This window comes from Enterobacter sp. RHBSTW-00975, from assembly GCF_013615235.1.
Taxonomy (GTDB): Bacteria; Pseudomonadota; Gammaproteobacteria; order Enterobacterales; family Enterobacteriaceae; genus Enterobacter; species Enterobacter ludwigii.
This window is the reverse complement of the sequence record NZ_CP055883.1, coordinates 39038-51546: the sequence shown is the minus strand read 5'-3', so window position 1 is coordinate 51546 and position 12509 is coordinate 39038. Positions and strand designations below refer to the sequence as shown.

Here is a 12509-nt window from a genome sequence, read left to right as displayed (position 1 = left end):
AAAGAGGAAAGGTCATGAAATACGCATTTCCCGATAATTTCTGGTGGGGCAGCGCAAGCTCCGCCCTCCAGACCGAAGGGACACGAGAGGGTGAAACCACCTGGGATTACTGGTTTGCCCGCGAGCCAAACCGTTTTCATAATGGCGTGGGACCGCAGCACACCTCCACGTTTTATCAACACTGGAAAACGGACATTCAGCTGTTAAAGCAGCTGAACCACAACAGCTTTCGCACCTCGATTAGCTGGGCGCGCCTGATCCCCGACGGTATCGGTGAAGTGAACCCGGAAGCGGTCGATTTTTATCATCAGGTCATTGATGAGCTGATTGAACAGGGTATTACCCCGTTTATCACCCTGTTCCACTTCGACATGCCGATGGCGATGCAGGAGATTGGCGGCTGGGAAAACCGCAACGTGGTGGACGCTTACGCCCGTTATGCGCAGATTTGCTTCGATCTGTTTGGCGATCGCGTGCTGCACTGGTTTACCTTCAACGAGCCGATTGTGCCGGTGGAAGGCGGCTATCTGTACGATTTCCACTATCCCAACGTGGTGGATTTTCGTCGTGCGGCCACCGTGGCGTATCACACCGTGCTGGCGCATGCGCAGGCGGTACGCGCTTACCGTGCCGGGCACTACGCCGGGGAGATCGGTATCGTACTGAACCTGACGCCGTCCTATCCGCGCTCGCAAAACCCGGCTGACGTCAAAGCGGCACACATTGCGGACCTGATGTTTAACCGCAGCTTCCTTGACCCCGTCCTGCGCGGCGAATACCCGGCGGACCTGGTGGCGTTGCTGAAATCTTACGATCAGCTCCCCGCCTGCAAACCGGAAGACAGTTTCCTGATTGCGGAAGGAAAAATCGACCTGCTCGGCATTAACTATTATCAGCCGCGTCGCGTGAAATGCCGTGACAGTGCGGTGAACCCACAGGCACCGTTTATGCCGGAGTGGTTCTTTGATAATTACGAAATGCCTGGCCGCAAGATGAATCCATACCGTGGCTGGGAAATTTATGAGCCGGGTATTTACGATATTCTGATTAACCTGCGCGACAATTACGGTAACCCACGCTGTTTTATTTCTGAGAACGGTATGGGTGTCGAAAATGAACAGCGCTTTATTGAGAATGGTCAGATAAACGATCAATACCGCATCGATTTTATTTCCGAACATTTGGCCTGGCTGCATAAAGGTATTAGCGAAGGGTGCCAGTGTCTTGGCTACCATATGTGGACCTTTATTGATAACTGGTCGTGGTGTAATGCGTATAAAAATCGCTACGGATTTATCCAGCTCGATTTAACTACCCAGCAGCGCACCATCAAGAAAAGCGGCGAGTGGTTTGCCGCCACCGCATTAAATAACAGTTTTGACAGAGAGTCAGTGTAATGATCGCATTAGAAGAAGCCGTAATGGAAATTATCGTCAACGCCGGTCAGTCGCGTAGCCTGTGCTTTGAAGCCCTGCACGCGGCGCGTCAGGGCAACCTTGACGAAGCCAAAAGCCTGCTGCGTGAAGCCGATGGCTACGCGCGCCAGGCGCACAAAATGCAGACCAAACTGATCGAACAGGATGCGGGCGAAGCCCGCCAGCCGATGACCTTAATAATGGTTCACGCGCAGGATCATTTAATGAATTCCCTGCTGGCACGTGAATTATCCGAAGAAATAATCCATTTATATCAGAGATAATGTATGGCGAAAAAACGTTAATGTAATCACTCTGTACCTAAAATAGAAATCCACTTGTTCTGATGATAGCGACAAACTCTGTCAGATCGGAGCGGGATGGTTATTGTCTGAATAAAATTAAACTATATTGAGATAACCATGAATTATATTAAAAAACTTCCATTAACCATGGCGGTTGTCGCCGCGCTTTGCCCAATTTCTGTACTCGCACAAGAATTTACGCAAGAGCAAATCGACGCCATCGTGGCGAAAGCGGTAGACAAAGCGCTGGCCGAACGGCAGGCCAAAATGGACGCCGCCGTCGCGAAAAAAGCGGACGTGGTCACCGAACCGCAAAGCGCGGCGCAATCACCGGACCTCGCGATTCCGTTTGGGGTTAAATTTACCGGCTATGCCCGCTACGGCGCGCACTTCCAGGCAGCCGATCAGAAATACGTGGCGGTAGACGGTTCCTATAACGGCGCATCCGCGATTGGTCGTCTGGGTAACGAAGGCAACGGCGGTGAATTCCAGCTCTCCAAAGCCTTCAAGGGGGACAACGGTGCCATCTGGGACATCAACGTGATGATCGACCACTGGGGCGACGAGGTTAACCTGAAAAAAGCCTATGCCGGTGTGACCAACATTATGGCCTCCAACCCGAACGCCTACTTCTGGGCCGGCCGTGACTTCCACCAGCGTCCACAGCAGGGTATCAACGATTACTTCTGGATGAACCACGACGGCCAGGGTGCCGGGGTGAAGAACTTCGACATCGGCGGCGTGCAGTTTGACGTTGCCGCGGTGGCCGCGGTGGAATCCTGTAGCCCGGAAGTGATGGAAGATGAGGCGAACCCGTCGCGCATTACCTGTACCGGCGGTTCCGGCACGGGCGACAAAGGTAACTACGCTGCGACCTCAAAAATCCACGGCATGAAAGTCGGCCCGCTGGATCTGGAGCTGTACGCGAACTACGGTTTTGACTCCAAAGCCATTGAGAGTGAAGAGCGTCTGAAGGCCTGGCAGGGCGGCGTGGTGCTGAGCCACACCAACGACAGCGGCGTGAATAAGGTGATTGCCCGTTATTCTGATAACTCGGACAACAGCGTATTCAACAAAACCGAGGATCTGACCACGGTCTACGCCAGCTTCGAAGGGTTGTACAAATTCACCCAGGCCACGCAGGTGGAGTACATCCTCGCCTTCCACGACTATGACAACAGCCGCGATAAAACCGACAACCGTAAGAACTACAACGCCATCGTGCGTCCGATGCACTGGTGGAACGACGTTCACTCCACCTGGCTGGAAGCGGGCTGGCAGCACGTGGATTACGACAATGGCGGTGATAACAAAGGCTGGAAGCTGACCCTGTCGCAGAACATGTCTATCGCCATGGGGCCAGAGTTCCGCCCAATGCTGCGCTTCTACGTGACCGGCGGCAAAGTGGATAACGAACGCACCGCCCGTGTGAACGGTACAAAAGATGAGACGCTGGATGATTTCAACGTCGGCGCGATGTGGGAAGCGTGGTTCTAAGCAAGGTAAAAGCAAAACGGCAACGCACGTTGCCGTTTTTCGTGTTTGCCCCCTCTCCCCGTGAGTGAGGGCATCAGGCCACACCGCACCCGGCAAGACCCATGTTATGCTACACAAAAACCAACATAACAGGGGAGAACATGGGTTCCACACGTAAAGGAATGCTCAACGTTCTGATCGCCGCCGTTTTATGGGGCAGCTCAGGGGTTTGCGCACAGTACATCATGGAGAAAAGCCAGATCTCGTCCCCTTACCTGACGATGATTCGCCTGCTGTTTACCGGCGTCATCTTGCTGACCCTCTCCTTCGTGCATGGCGACAAGATTTTCTCGGTCATCAAACATCGTAAAGACGCCCTCAGCCTGCTGTTTTTCTCGCTGGTTGGTGCGCTCACCGTCCAGCTCACCTTCCTGCTGACGATTGAAAAATCCAACGCGGCGACGGCCACCGTGCTGCAGTTTCTCTCGCCAACGATCATCGTCGCCTGGTTCGCGCTGGCGAGGAAAAAACGTCCCGGCGTGTTTGTTTTATCCGCCATTTTGACGTCACTTGTCGGCACCTTCCTGCTGGTCACCCACGGCGATCCGACCTCGCTCTCCATCTCCCCTGCCGCCCTGTTCTTCGGTATCGCCTCGGCCTTTGCCGCCGCGTTTTATACAACCTACCCGTCGACGCTTATCGCCCGCTACGGCACGCTGCCGATTGTTGGCTGGAGTATGTTAATCGCGGGGGTCGTGCTGACGCCGTTCTACGCCGGACGCGGGACCACATTTGTGATTGATGGCAGCCTGCTGCTGGCGTTTTTCTATCTGGTGGTGATTGGCACAGCGCTGACGTTCAGCCTGTATCTGAAAGGCGCGCAGATGATTGGCGGGCCGAAGGCGAGCATTCTGAGCTGTGCCGAGCCGCTGAGCAGCGCCCTGCTGTCGGTGATTTTGCTTGGGGTGGCGTTTACGCTGCCGGACTGGCTGGGCACGCTGCTGATTGTGTCGTCGGTGGTGCTGATTTCGATGGATTCGAGAAGACGGGTTCAGACATCGGCGTAGCCTGATATCCCCTCTTCCCTGTGGGAAGAGGGGGATTTACTTATTTCGCTTTAACCTTACTCGCCACCAGCAGCGCCGTCAGCAACATCAGGGTTCCTGAAATCACCAGCGGTGACGTCAGCCCCAGATGGTCCAGCGCAACGCCGCCGATCGCCGCACCGCAGGTGTTCGCCAGCTGGATCACCGCGACCTGAATCGACCCGGCTTTTTCCGCCTGATCGGCGAGCGAGCGGGTGATCCACGTCGACCAGCCCACCGGCACCAGCGCAAAAGCAAAGCCCCAGATAATCGCAATCGCCGACGCAACCCACTTATCGCTGCCCCACAGCACCAATACCGCAGCGCTAATTGCCAGCACCAGCGGCGCGCCCGCCAGCGCCACTTTCAGGGAACGCTTCAGGAACGCGGACGACAGCGAGGTGCCGACAAAGCTGGCGATACCGAAGCTCAGGAGCACCAGCGTCAGGCCATCCACATCAAACCCGGCCATGTTCATGAATACCGGGCGGATATAGGTGAAGAAGGCAAACTGTCCGGCAAATGCCATAAAGATGGCGGTCATCCCCGCCAGCACGCCCGGGCGCTTCAGCAGGCTGAACATATTCTGTTTATGGTGTGCCGCTTCCCCCGGTAAGGACGGCAGCGCTTTCCAGACCCAGAGAATGCATAGCACCCCCATCACCGCGGCAGCGTTAAAGACGTTACGCCAGCCGATGATCCCGCCAAGGAAACTGCCCAACGGCGCAGCAATGACCAGCGCAATCGAAACAGCACCAAAGATCACGGAGAGGGCTTTCGGCACGGTGCGCGCGGGAACCAGACGCATGGTGAGCGAGGCCGACATCGCCCAGAAACCACCTAATCCCAGCCCCAGGCAGGCGCGACCCAGCAGCAGCAGGGTGAAGTTATTGGCAAAAGAGACCAGCAGGCAGGAGAGCGTCAGCAGCACGCTGAACAGAATGACCACTTTGCGGCGGTCGATGGTGCCGATCACCTGGGTAATAAACAGGCTCGCGAACATCGCCACAAAGGCGGTCACGGTGACGGACTGCCCCGCCACGCCTTCGGAAATGCCCAGATCCTGCGCCATCGGCGTCAGCAGGCTCACCGGCAGAAACTCAACGGTAATCAGGCAGGCAACGCAAAATGCCACGGAGAAAACCGCCGACCAGTTGGGGCGAGTGACCTCCTGGGTCTGCGGTCTGGGTGTGGGCTGAATGTGTTCTGTCATGGCGTCACCTGAAGATAAAAACGTGCGGAAAAGTCGCGCAGTTTATCATCAAAAGTGTGACGGATTTAACGATTTGACAACTTTTGTCGTTTTTAATGAGCCTGAAGAGAGCGCGTCGTCGACTGATACCTTTTCTGCATAACGAAAATGAAAATTCAGTATCCACATTTGAGGTGAAACAATCATAGCGTCTGAAAAGGAGAAACTATGAAAACACGTAATTTATCTCAAAATCTTACCGTCAGTGCCGTCGGCTACGGTGCCATGGGTCTGAGTGAATTTTATGGCCAGACTGATGACAACGCCTCGCTGCGGGTATTGCATAGCCTCATCGATCTGAACGTGACGTTTATTGATACCGCAAATTTATATGGCCGTGGTCATAATGAAAGACTAATCGGTCATTTTCTTGCCGGGCTGGATAAAAGCACTCGCGAGCAGTTCAAAATAGCCACGAAATGCGGCATCGATCGCTCTCCCGACGAGTCTTATGCCCGCACCATCAACAATACGCCTGACTATATCATCCGCTGCTGTAATGAGTCCCTCAAGCGGCTTGGCGTGGAGCGAATCGACCTCTTTTATCTACACAGACTGAGTAACACCACCCCGGTCGAAGAGAGTATGGATTGTCTGCGCACCCTTGTGAAAGAGGGCAAGATCAACCACATCGGCCTTTGCGAAGTGTCGGCGTCAACGCTGCAACGGGCCCATGCGGTACATCCGGTCACCGCGCTGCAAACGGAATATTCTCTGTGGACACGCGATATCGAGGAAAGCATTCTGCCGGTCGTGAAAGCGTTAGGCATTGGTCTGGTGCCCTACTCGCCTCTTGGCAGAGGCTTCCTGACGGGAAAATACCTGAACAATAGCGAATTTGCAGAGGGTGATTTCCGTAAAAATAACGAGCGCTTTATGCAGTCCAGCCTCGATCATAATCGCCAGCTGCTCGATGTCATCCACCCGCTGGCGGCGAAATACGGCTGTACCGCGGGTCAGATTGCCCTTGCCTGGCTGTTAGCGCAATACGATCGGCTGGTTCCCATCCCGGGCACTAAGCACACCGGCTATCTGGCCGAGAACGCGCGCGCTGCCAACATTGAGCTTGAGAAGAGCGATATTGAATCATTGAACAACCTGCATCGCCGGATAGCGATTAAAGGCGATCGCTATTCTGCCGAGGGTATGAAGGGCGTGAACGCCTGATACCTCATCAAGAAAATAAAAAAACCGGGTTTTCCCGGTTTTTTTATATCGGATACGCCGTGCCGTTAGCGATAAACGCTCAGCGCGGCGACGCCACACTTGCCGTCATTACGGACCAGGGCATGAACCAGCGTCATCAAAATCCGGCAGCCGGATGCGCCTATCGCATGCCCAAGCGCGATTGCCCCGCCGTAAGAACCTGACCCATAATGACCTGAGAGATATTACTGGCCTCTACGCCAGATTCTTTCAGGAGCGCCTGAATGACCCAGCTTCCCAGGTCAGCGGCGGAATGCTCCGCAAGCGCGCCCAGAAATGCGCCCGTCGCCGTGCGGCGGGCAGCAATAATGACAACCTCGCTCATGCGTCACTCCCTTTCAGTCCCGGCAACGTATGACCCGTCGCAGCGATTGCCGCGCGGTAGGCGGTAAGACCGTTCATACAGGCGGGAACGCCGGCATACACCGCCATCTGTATCACAATTTCAAGCAGCTCTTCCGGCGTCACGCCGGTGTTGAGCGCGCCTCTCATGTGCAGTTCCAGCTGCGGCATAGCATTACCCAGCGTCACAAGCGAGGCGACAGTCAGCATTTCGCGCGTTTTGAGTTCCAGTCCCGGACGTCCCACCACATCCCCGAACGCATAGTCGGTTATCAGGGCGGGCAGGCCCGGGTCCAGTTCGCTCAGGCGGCGGGTGACTTTATCCGCGAGCCCTGCTTCAAGACGGTCCATGATCTCTCTGCCATAGCGCGTGCGGTCATTAATTTGACTCATAAGATTTCTCCATACGGGATTGTTTTGCGGTCAAGGTTGCAGGAATAACCGCGACAAGCAGAACGGACAGGCCGATAGCCGTGCCGGCGACGATATACAGGAGCGGCATTGAAAATGATGAAACCATCCAGGCACCGACCGACGCGCCGATACCAATGGCGGTATTGAAAAACGAAACGTAGATTGCGGAGGCCGGGAAGGCTTTATCTTCAGCCATACGTAAAACCCACGTCTGGAAGCCGACAAATATTCCTGACACGGCAACGCCCCAGATAATCATGCTGGTGAATATCAGCGCAGCAGAGAGCGAGGAACCTGACAGGCCCAGGAACAGCAGCACTGCACAGATCAGCAGTACAGACAGCGAAACCGTCAGCTTGAGATACTTATCAATCATCACGCCGGTCAGGAAATTACCGGCCAGACCCGCGATGCCGTAAACAAAAAGCACGGCGGGAATAAAGGCGGTGGACAGTAAACTCTGCGTGTGAAGCCAGGGTTCAATGTACGTAAAGGCGGCAAAGTGCGCCGTAACAGCCAGTAGGGTTGCTGAGTAAATTTTCCACAGGGTAGACGATTTCAGCACGCCCTTAAGCGCATCCAGGCCAAGCGCGCTTTTGCTGGCGATCTGGGGAACAAGCACGCTAATACCCACAAAGGCAATTACGCTCAGCGCGGCCATCAGCCAAAATGCCTGCCGCCAGCCGAAGTGGATACCAATGTAGTTGGAAACCGGTACGCCAAAAACGCTTGCTGCGGAAACGCCACCAAATACGATTGACGTCGCCGCACCAATATATCTGGCAGGAACCATGGCAACCGCCGTTGCGCCGATCATCGCCCAGAATGCACCGTGAGCAAGCGCGCCCAGCACGCGGGCACTAAGCAGCATTCCGTAGGTGTTTACCGTCGCGGCCATGACGTTAGAGATCAGAAGCACCACGGTGAGCACGAGTAAAAGCCGCTTCTTAGCCACATTGCCTAAAAAGACGGAGGCAAACAGCGCACTCAACGCCCCCACCCAGGCATAAAGCGACACGGTCATGCCCACCGCGGATTCCGAAGACCGTAATCCCTCTGCGATTGGCGTTAATAATCCGACCGGCGCCAGTTCGGTAGTGACAATAGTAAACGTTGAAATAGCCAGAATGAATAACGCAAGCCATGACCTTAACGTCATATTTTGCGGAGAGAGTTCTGAAGTCATACTACTTACCTCAATAATGGTTTAAATAATGTGCCAATTTTTTTCTGCTGCATATCGGGTAAGCGCGGAATGCTCTCCCACACAGACGGGATGCCCAATGGCTTCGAGCATTGGAATATCCGAAAGATCGTCACCGTAGGCATAACAATCCGCTGGATTAATCTCCTTATCCCGGCAAAACGTCATCAGGGCGTCTTTTTTACCCGCTCCAATTGTTTGGGGCAGGCCGATTTCCCCCGTCAACTCGCCTGCGTCATTTATTATCAACGGAGCACAGAGTATGTCCGTTACCCCAAGATATTTCGCAATGGGTGACAGAATCGGAAGCATAGAGCCCGATATAAATACGATGTACATGTTCTGTCTCTGATGGCTTTTAAGTGCTGAAACGGCACTCTCAATAAAAAATTCGTTTTCTGGCTTACGCCTGAACCATTCATCGCCCATTTTTTCCAGATAACGACAAGACACACCTTTAAACTGGCGATAATACTCTCTGTTGAGCGTCTCCCCTGGCACACCGTTTTTTACGTCGACGCGAAAGCGAGACATATAGCGTTGAAGACGATCGTTTTGATTATTTTCCCTGCACCAGAAGTCAACGAAATCAAACATGCTTTTAATATTTATCAGCGTCTCATCAACGTCAAAAAATGCGGCGTGGTTTCATCGCGCCACTGACGATACTACTGATAGTTATGGGCGGGCACCTCAACGTGACGAAACTGAATATAATTAGATTCGGGTAAACTCTTTTTATTATCGATTGGGGATTCAACAAACTTAAGCAGTTCGCGACGAATATCGGCAGAAAGAACAACAGAGAAACGATGGAATATGGATTCCATTTCACTCTCAGCACACGCAATTTCTTTAATGTCATTGACAGCGCGCAGTTCCAGCAGTTCATTAACACCGTTTTCTTCACAGGAAAACTAGCGAACGTTTTCATTGCTTTTTAAGGAGATAAAATCTTTCTCTGTAAAAGTATTTTTTAACGGGAAGCGTGATACCAGTACATATTTAGATGACATAATTACTCCGAATATTGATTGAGTGAGGATTCTGGTAGAAATTTATCAATATAGGAAACAATTGGAATTGTTAAATTTGTAATATATTTTTGGTATTACTGTTGAAATGGGTTTACTGCCCGCATTTAGCGTGTAATATCGAAATGGAAAAAAGACGAAATACCTTTTCGCATTCAGGACCCACGTATGGCCACAGCAGAACATTTAATCAGCAATAACCTGCCCAGTATCAAACAATTACAATGCTTTCTCGCTGTCGCACATGAACTGAACTTCCGTAAGGCTGCCGAACGCCTACGCATGACTCAACCGCCATTGACGCGTCAGATAAAATGCCTTGAAGCGGTTCTGAAACGTCAGTTGTTCAGCCGCAACACGCATGACGTTAGCCTCACAGAAGCAGGCCGTGCGCTGGTTGTTCAGGCTGAAAAAATACTCAAAGACATCAGTAACCTAAAAGTAGATCCTCTCTCTTCTGAAACGAGCCTGCGTATTGGACTCACGCGGACCCTTAATTTTGAATATATTGAACCCGTGAATTCCCAGCTTCAAAAAATGAACGCGGGAGATGATGTCGAAACGCCGGACCTGACGTCAGCCCAACTGCTGCAAAGCTTGTCTAAAAACATGCTGGATCTGGTGCTGACCGGTGAAAAAGGAACGGGTCACGAAGACATTGTTCAATACCGCTGGGTCTGCCAGGAACCGTTGCTCATCGCAATGCCCTCTTTACACCCTGCCAGCCTGAAAGAGAAAGTCGCGCTGGAGGATATTAGCGATCTTCCCATTTTCTGGTTTTCCAGAAGTGCCAACCCGTCATTTTACGACAAATGCGAAAGCTACTTTGATACGCTGAAAACGCCTCTGAAGCGGATAAAAGAGCCGGATGATACCCTTGTGATGCTAAGCCGTATCGCAAGAGGGAAAGGATTTGCGCTACTGCCTCAGTCGAAATGCACCTTTAATCAGGAAGGACTTTGCTACCGTGAACTCACGGACGCCGAGGCAAAAAGGTTAAACATAGATATCTATGCCGCCACTCGCCTCAATGAAAATAGAGAGGAGATTCTTAACGCACAGAATGTGTTATGCGGGAAAACGGCTTAATGCAGGTAAAACACGCCCTCTTCCGGCAGGAAAAGCTGGTTATAGCGTAACTGGAAGGCGTTTAGCTCCTGCGGGTCGGGCTCCATTTCACGCATAAAACCCAGCGTCAGACGGACCTGCGCGTCCGTGATCGGCGCGGCCAGACGGGCTTTACGCAGCATACGGTGCCAGGCAAGCAAATTCTCTTCACTGCCGTCGACAATGCAGACCTGCCAGATCAGCAGCACCTGGGCCGCGTTTTGCAGATGCGCTTCGTCCGGGCGTTCAAGGTAGCGGATAAACTCATTGCCGGGCGTTTTACCGAACTGATCGATCATCGATTCTACAGGAACCGGGGTGATCCCCAGCCGCTCGCTCAGGCGTTTAATTGCGCGACGTGAATCTGAGGTCAGGACCCGAAATCCCACCACAAACACCACGGCAAGCGTTGCCAGCATTATCCAGACCATGCGTTCTCCTCTACGTCAGCCGCTCATCATAGCGGGAAACGCGCGGCGTCGACAGCGGTCAAGGCCATAATAGTACAGTGAAAAAAGGTGGAAAATCGTTATGAGGGCAGCGCCAGGCATGCTGGCGTGTAGTGCGCCGAAGACAGCCCGCGCAGGACGGGCTGCGGGGCTGTTGCTTTAGACCGGTCAGCGTGCCTGCAGCCCTTTCAGCAGCGCGTCATGGAAGCGCTGAGGGTCCTGCATCTGTGGCGCATGGCCCATGTCGTTAAACTCAACCAGCGTCGCATGCGGAATGCGTTTTTCCGTCTCCTTACCCAGTACTGCATAGTTGCCCAGCGTCTTGCGGATCGCCGGCGGGGCGAGGTCTTTCCCGATGGCGGTGTTGTCTTTGGTGCCGATCATCAATAATACCGGCATCTTCAGTTCACCAAATTCGTAGATCACCGGCTGGGTATAAATCATGTCGTAGAGCAGGGCTGAGTTCCAGGCGACACGCGTTTTGCCCGGCCCATTGTTCAGCCCGGCCAGCATCGTCACCCAACGCTCATACTCCGGCTTCCACTCCCCGGCATAGTAAGTATTTTTCTCGTACTGACGAATACCATCGGCGCTGGTTTTAAGTTCACGCTGATACCACTGATCGACCGTAATATGCGGTACGCCGCGGGCTTTCCAGTCTTCTAAACCAATCGGGTTAACCATCACCAGCTGTTCCACTTCCTGTGGCCACATGAGCGCGTAGCGGGTCGCCAGCATGCCGCCGGTCGAGTGCCCAATAACCGTCACGCGATCGACGCCGAGCTGCTTAAGCAACGCGTGGGTGTTATCCGCCAGCTGCTGGAAGGTGTACTGGTAATGCTCGGGTTTGGTGGATTTACAAAAACCAATCTGGTCTGGTGCCACCACGCGGTATCCGCTGGCGGAAAGTGCGCGGATAGTCCCCTCCCACGTTCCGGCGCAGAAGTTTTTACCGTGCATCAGCACCACGGTGCGGCCGTTGGGTTTTTCTGGCTTAACGTCCAGATAGGCCATATCAAGCGGCTGATGTTGCGAGGTAAAGGTGAAATGCTTAACCGGCCAGGCGTAATCAAACCCCTCCAGCTTCTCACCGTACGTCGGCGCATCCGCCGCCAGGGCGGGGGAGGCAAGCGCCACCAATAGCGCAAGACAGGATAGTCGTCGGTTTACCATGCAAGCTCTCCATAACAAAACGGACAAAAGCCGCGGAGTGCGGCAGC

Annotated in this window: 12 protein-coding genes and 1 pseudogene; 6 read left to right on the top strand and 7 right to left on the bottom strand. The window is 53.5% G+C overall.

The window, feature by feature from the left end:
* Positions 1-14: 14 nt before the first annotated feature.
* From HV340_RS00255 to HV340_RS00240, 4 genes are all read left to right on the top strand, one after another.
* Positions 15-1397 (top strand): glycoside hydrolase family 1 protein, encoded by a 1383-nt coding sequence (locus tag HV340_RS00255; RefSeq protein ID WP_020882721.1) that lies wholly within the window; start codon positions 15-17, stop codon positions 1395-1397.
* Entirely contained in the window at positions 1397-1699 is a 303-nt protein-coding gene (locus HV340_RS00250; protein ID WP_014168006.1) for a PTS lactose/cellobiose transporter subunit IIA, read from the top strand. Before HV340_RS00255 ends, HV340_RS00250 begins: the two co-directional genes overlap by 1 nt.
* A gap of 138 nt (positions 1700-1837) precedes the next feature.
* On the top strand, positions 1838-3217 hold the full coding sequence (locus HV340_RS00245; RefSeq protein ID WP_020882722.1) for a carbohydrate porin: 1380 nt from the start codon (positions 1838-1840) through the stop codon (positions 3215-3217).
* 140 nt (positions 3218-3357) lie between these two features.
* Positions 3358-4263, top strand: a complete 906-nt coding sequence (locus HV340_RS00240; RefSeq protein WP_020882723.1) for a DMT family transporter — start codon at positions 3358-3360, stop codon at positions 4261-4263.
* Between the two features lie 40 nt (positions 4264-4303).
* Here the strand turns inward: HV340_RS00240 and nepI are convergent, their stop codons facing one another.
* A complete protein-coding gene (gene nepI, locus HV340_RS00235; protein WP_020882724.1) occupies positions 4304-5494 on the bottom strand; it encodes a purine ribonucleoside efflux pump NepI in 1191 nt (396 codons plus the stop codon).
* Between the two features lie 207 nt (positions 5495-5701).
* On the opposite strand from nepI, the gene HV340_RS00230 reads away from it, so the two are divergent.
* A complete protein-coding gene (locus HV340_RS00230) occupies positions 5702-6700 on the top strand; it encodes an aldo/keto reductase (protein WP_020882725.1) in 999 nt (332 codons plus the stop codon).
* A 184-nt stretch (positions 6701-6884) separates the two neighbouring features.
* Here the strand turns inward: HV340_RS00230 and HV340_RS00220 are convergent.
* The 4 genes and pseudogenes from HV340_RS00220 to HV340_RS00205 all read right to left on the bottom strand — a co-directional run.
* Positions 6885-7064: pseudogene (locus tag HV340_RS00220) on the bottom strand (acetyl-CoA acetyltransferase); the annotation flags it as partial.
* Entirely contained in the window at positions 7061-7474 is a 414-nt protein-coding gene (locus HV340_RS00215; RefSeq protein ID WP_025206518.1) for a carboxymuconolactone decarboxylase family protein, read from the bottom strand. The pseudogene HV340_RS00220 and the gene HV340_RS00215, both read right to left, overlap by 4 nt.
* Positions 7461-8681: an MFS transporter gene (locus tag HV340_RS00210; protein ID WP_025206519.1), complete on the bottom strand. Its 1221-nt coding sequence runs from the start codon at positions 8679-8681 to the stop codon at positions 7461-7463. The genes HV340_RS00215 and HV340_RS00210 overlap by 14 nt, the downstream gene beginning before the upstream one ends.
* Before the next feature lie 21 nt (positions 8682-8702).
* Positions 8703-9296 carry an HAD-IB family phosphatase gene (locus HV340_RS00205; RefSeq protein WP_063925787.1) on the bottom strand — a complete coding sequence of 198 codons (594 nt, stop codon included), beginning with the start codon at positions 9294-9296 and terminating at the stop codon, positions 8703-8705.
* 605 nt (positions 9297-9901) lie between these two features.
* Here HV340_RS00205 and HV340_RS00200 point away from each other — a divergent pair.
* The gene (locus HV340_RS00200; protein WP_063925788.1) at positions 9902-10822 is read left to right on the top strand and encodes a LysR family transcriptional regulator; all 921 of its coding nucleotides are present in this window, start codon (positions 9902-9904) and stop codon (positions 10820-10822) included.
* Here the strand turns inward: HV340_RS00200 and HV340_RS00195 are convergent.
* Entirely contained in the window at positions 10819-11271 is a 453-nt protein-coding gene (locus HV340_RS00195; RefSeq protein ID WP_014167992.1) for a DUF1198 domain-containing protein, read from the bottom strand. The genes HV340_RS00200 and HV340_RS00195 overlap by 4 nt on opposite strands.
* A 186-nt stretch (positions 11272-11457) precedes the next feature.
* Positions 11458-12462 carry an alpha/beta hydrolase gene (locus HV340_RS00190; RefSeq protein ID WP_020882732.1) on the bottom strand — a complete coding sequence of 335 codons (1005 nt, stop codon included), beginning with the start codon at positions 12460-12462 and terminating at the stop codon, positions 11458-11460.
* Positions 12463-12509 lie beyond the last annotated feature (47 nt).

Excerpts from the sequence above, each read along its gene's own strand:
- HV340_RS00255 (WP_020882721.1), top strand. The coding sequence starts at position 15 with ATGAAATACGCATTTCCCGATAATTTCTGGTGGGGCAGCGCAAGCTCC.
- HV340_RS00250 (WP_014168006.1), top strand. The coding sequence starts at position 1,397 with ATGATCGCATTAGAAGAAGCCGTAATGGAAATTATCGTCAACGCCGGT.
- HV340_RS00245 (WP_020882722.1), top strand. The coding sequence starts at position 1,838 with ATGAATTATATTAAAAAACTTCCATTAACCATGGCGGTTGTCGCCGCG.
- HV340_RS00240 (WP_020882723.1), top strand. The coding sequence starts at position 3,358 with ATGGGTTCCACACGTAAAGGAATGCTCAACGTTCTGATCGCCGCCGTT.
- nepI (WP_020882724.1), bottom strand. The coding sequence starts at position 5,494 with ATGACAGAACACATTCAGCCCACACCCAGACCGCAGACCCAGGAGGTC.
- HV340_RS00230 (WP_020882725.1), top strand. The coding sequence starts at position 5,702 with ATGAAAACACGTAATTTATCTCAAAATCTTACCGTCAGTGCCGTCGGC.
- HV340_RS00215 (WP_025206518.1), bottom strand. The coding sequence starts at position 7,474 with ATGAGTCAAATTAATGACCGCACGCGCTATGGCAGAGAGATCATGGAC.
- HV340_RS00210 (WP_025206519.1), bottom strand. The coding sequence starts at position 8,681 with ATGACTTCAGAACTCTCTCCGCAAAATATGACGTTAAGGTCATGGCTT.
- HV340_RS00205 (WP_063925787.1), bottom strand. The coding sequence starts at position 9,296 with ATGTTTGATTTCGTTGACTTCTGGTGCAGGGAAAATAATCAAAACGAT.
- HV340_RS00200 (WP_063925788.1), top strand. The coding sequence starts at position 9,902 with ATGGCCACAGCAGAACATTTAATCAGCAATAACCTGCCCAGTATCAAA.
- HV340_RS00195 (WP_014167992.1), bottom strand. The coding sequence starts at position 11,271 with ATGGTCTGGATAATGCTGGCAACGCTTGCCGTGGTGTTTGTGGTGGGA.
- HV340_RS00190 (WP_020882732.1), bottom strand. The coding sequence starts at position 12,462 with ATGGTAAACCGACGACTATCCTGTCTTGCGCTATTGGTGGCGCTTGCC.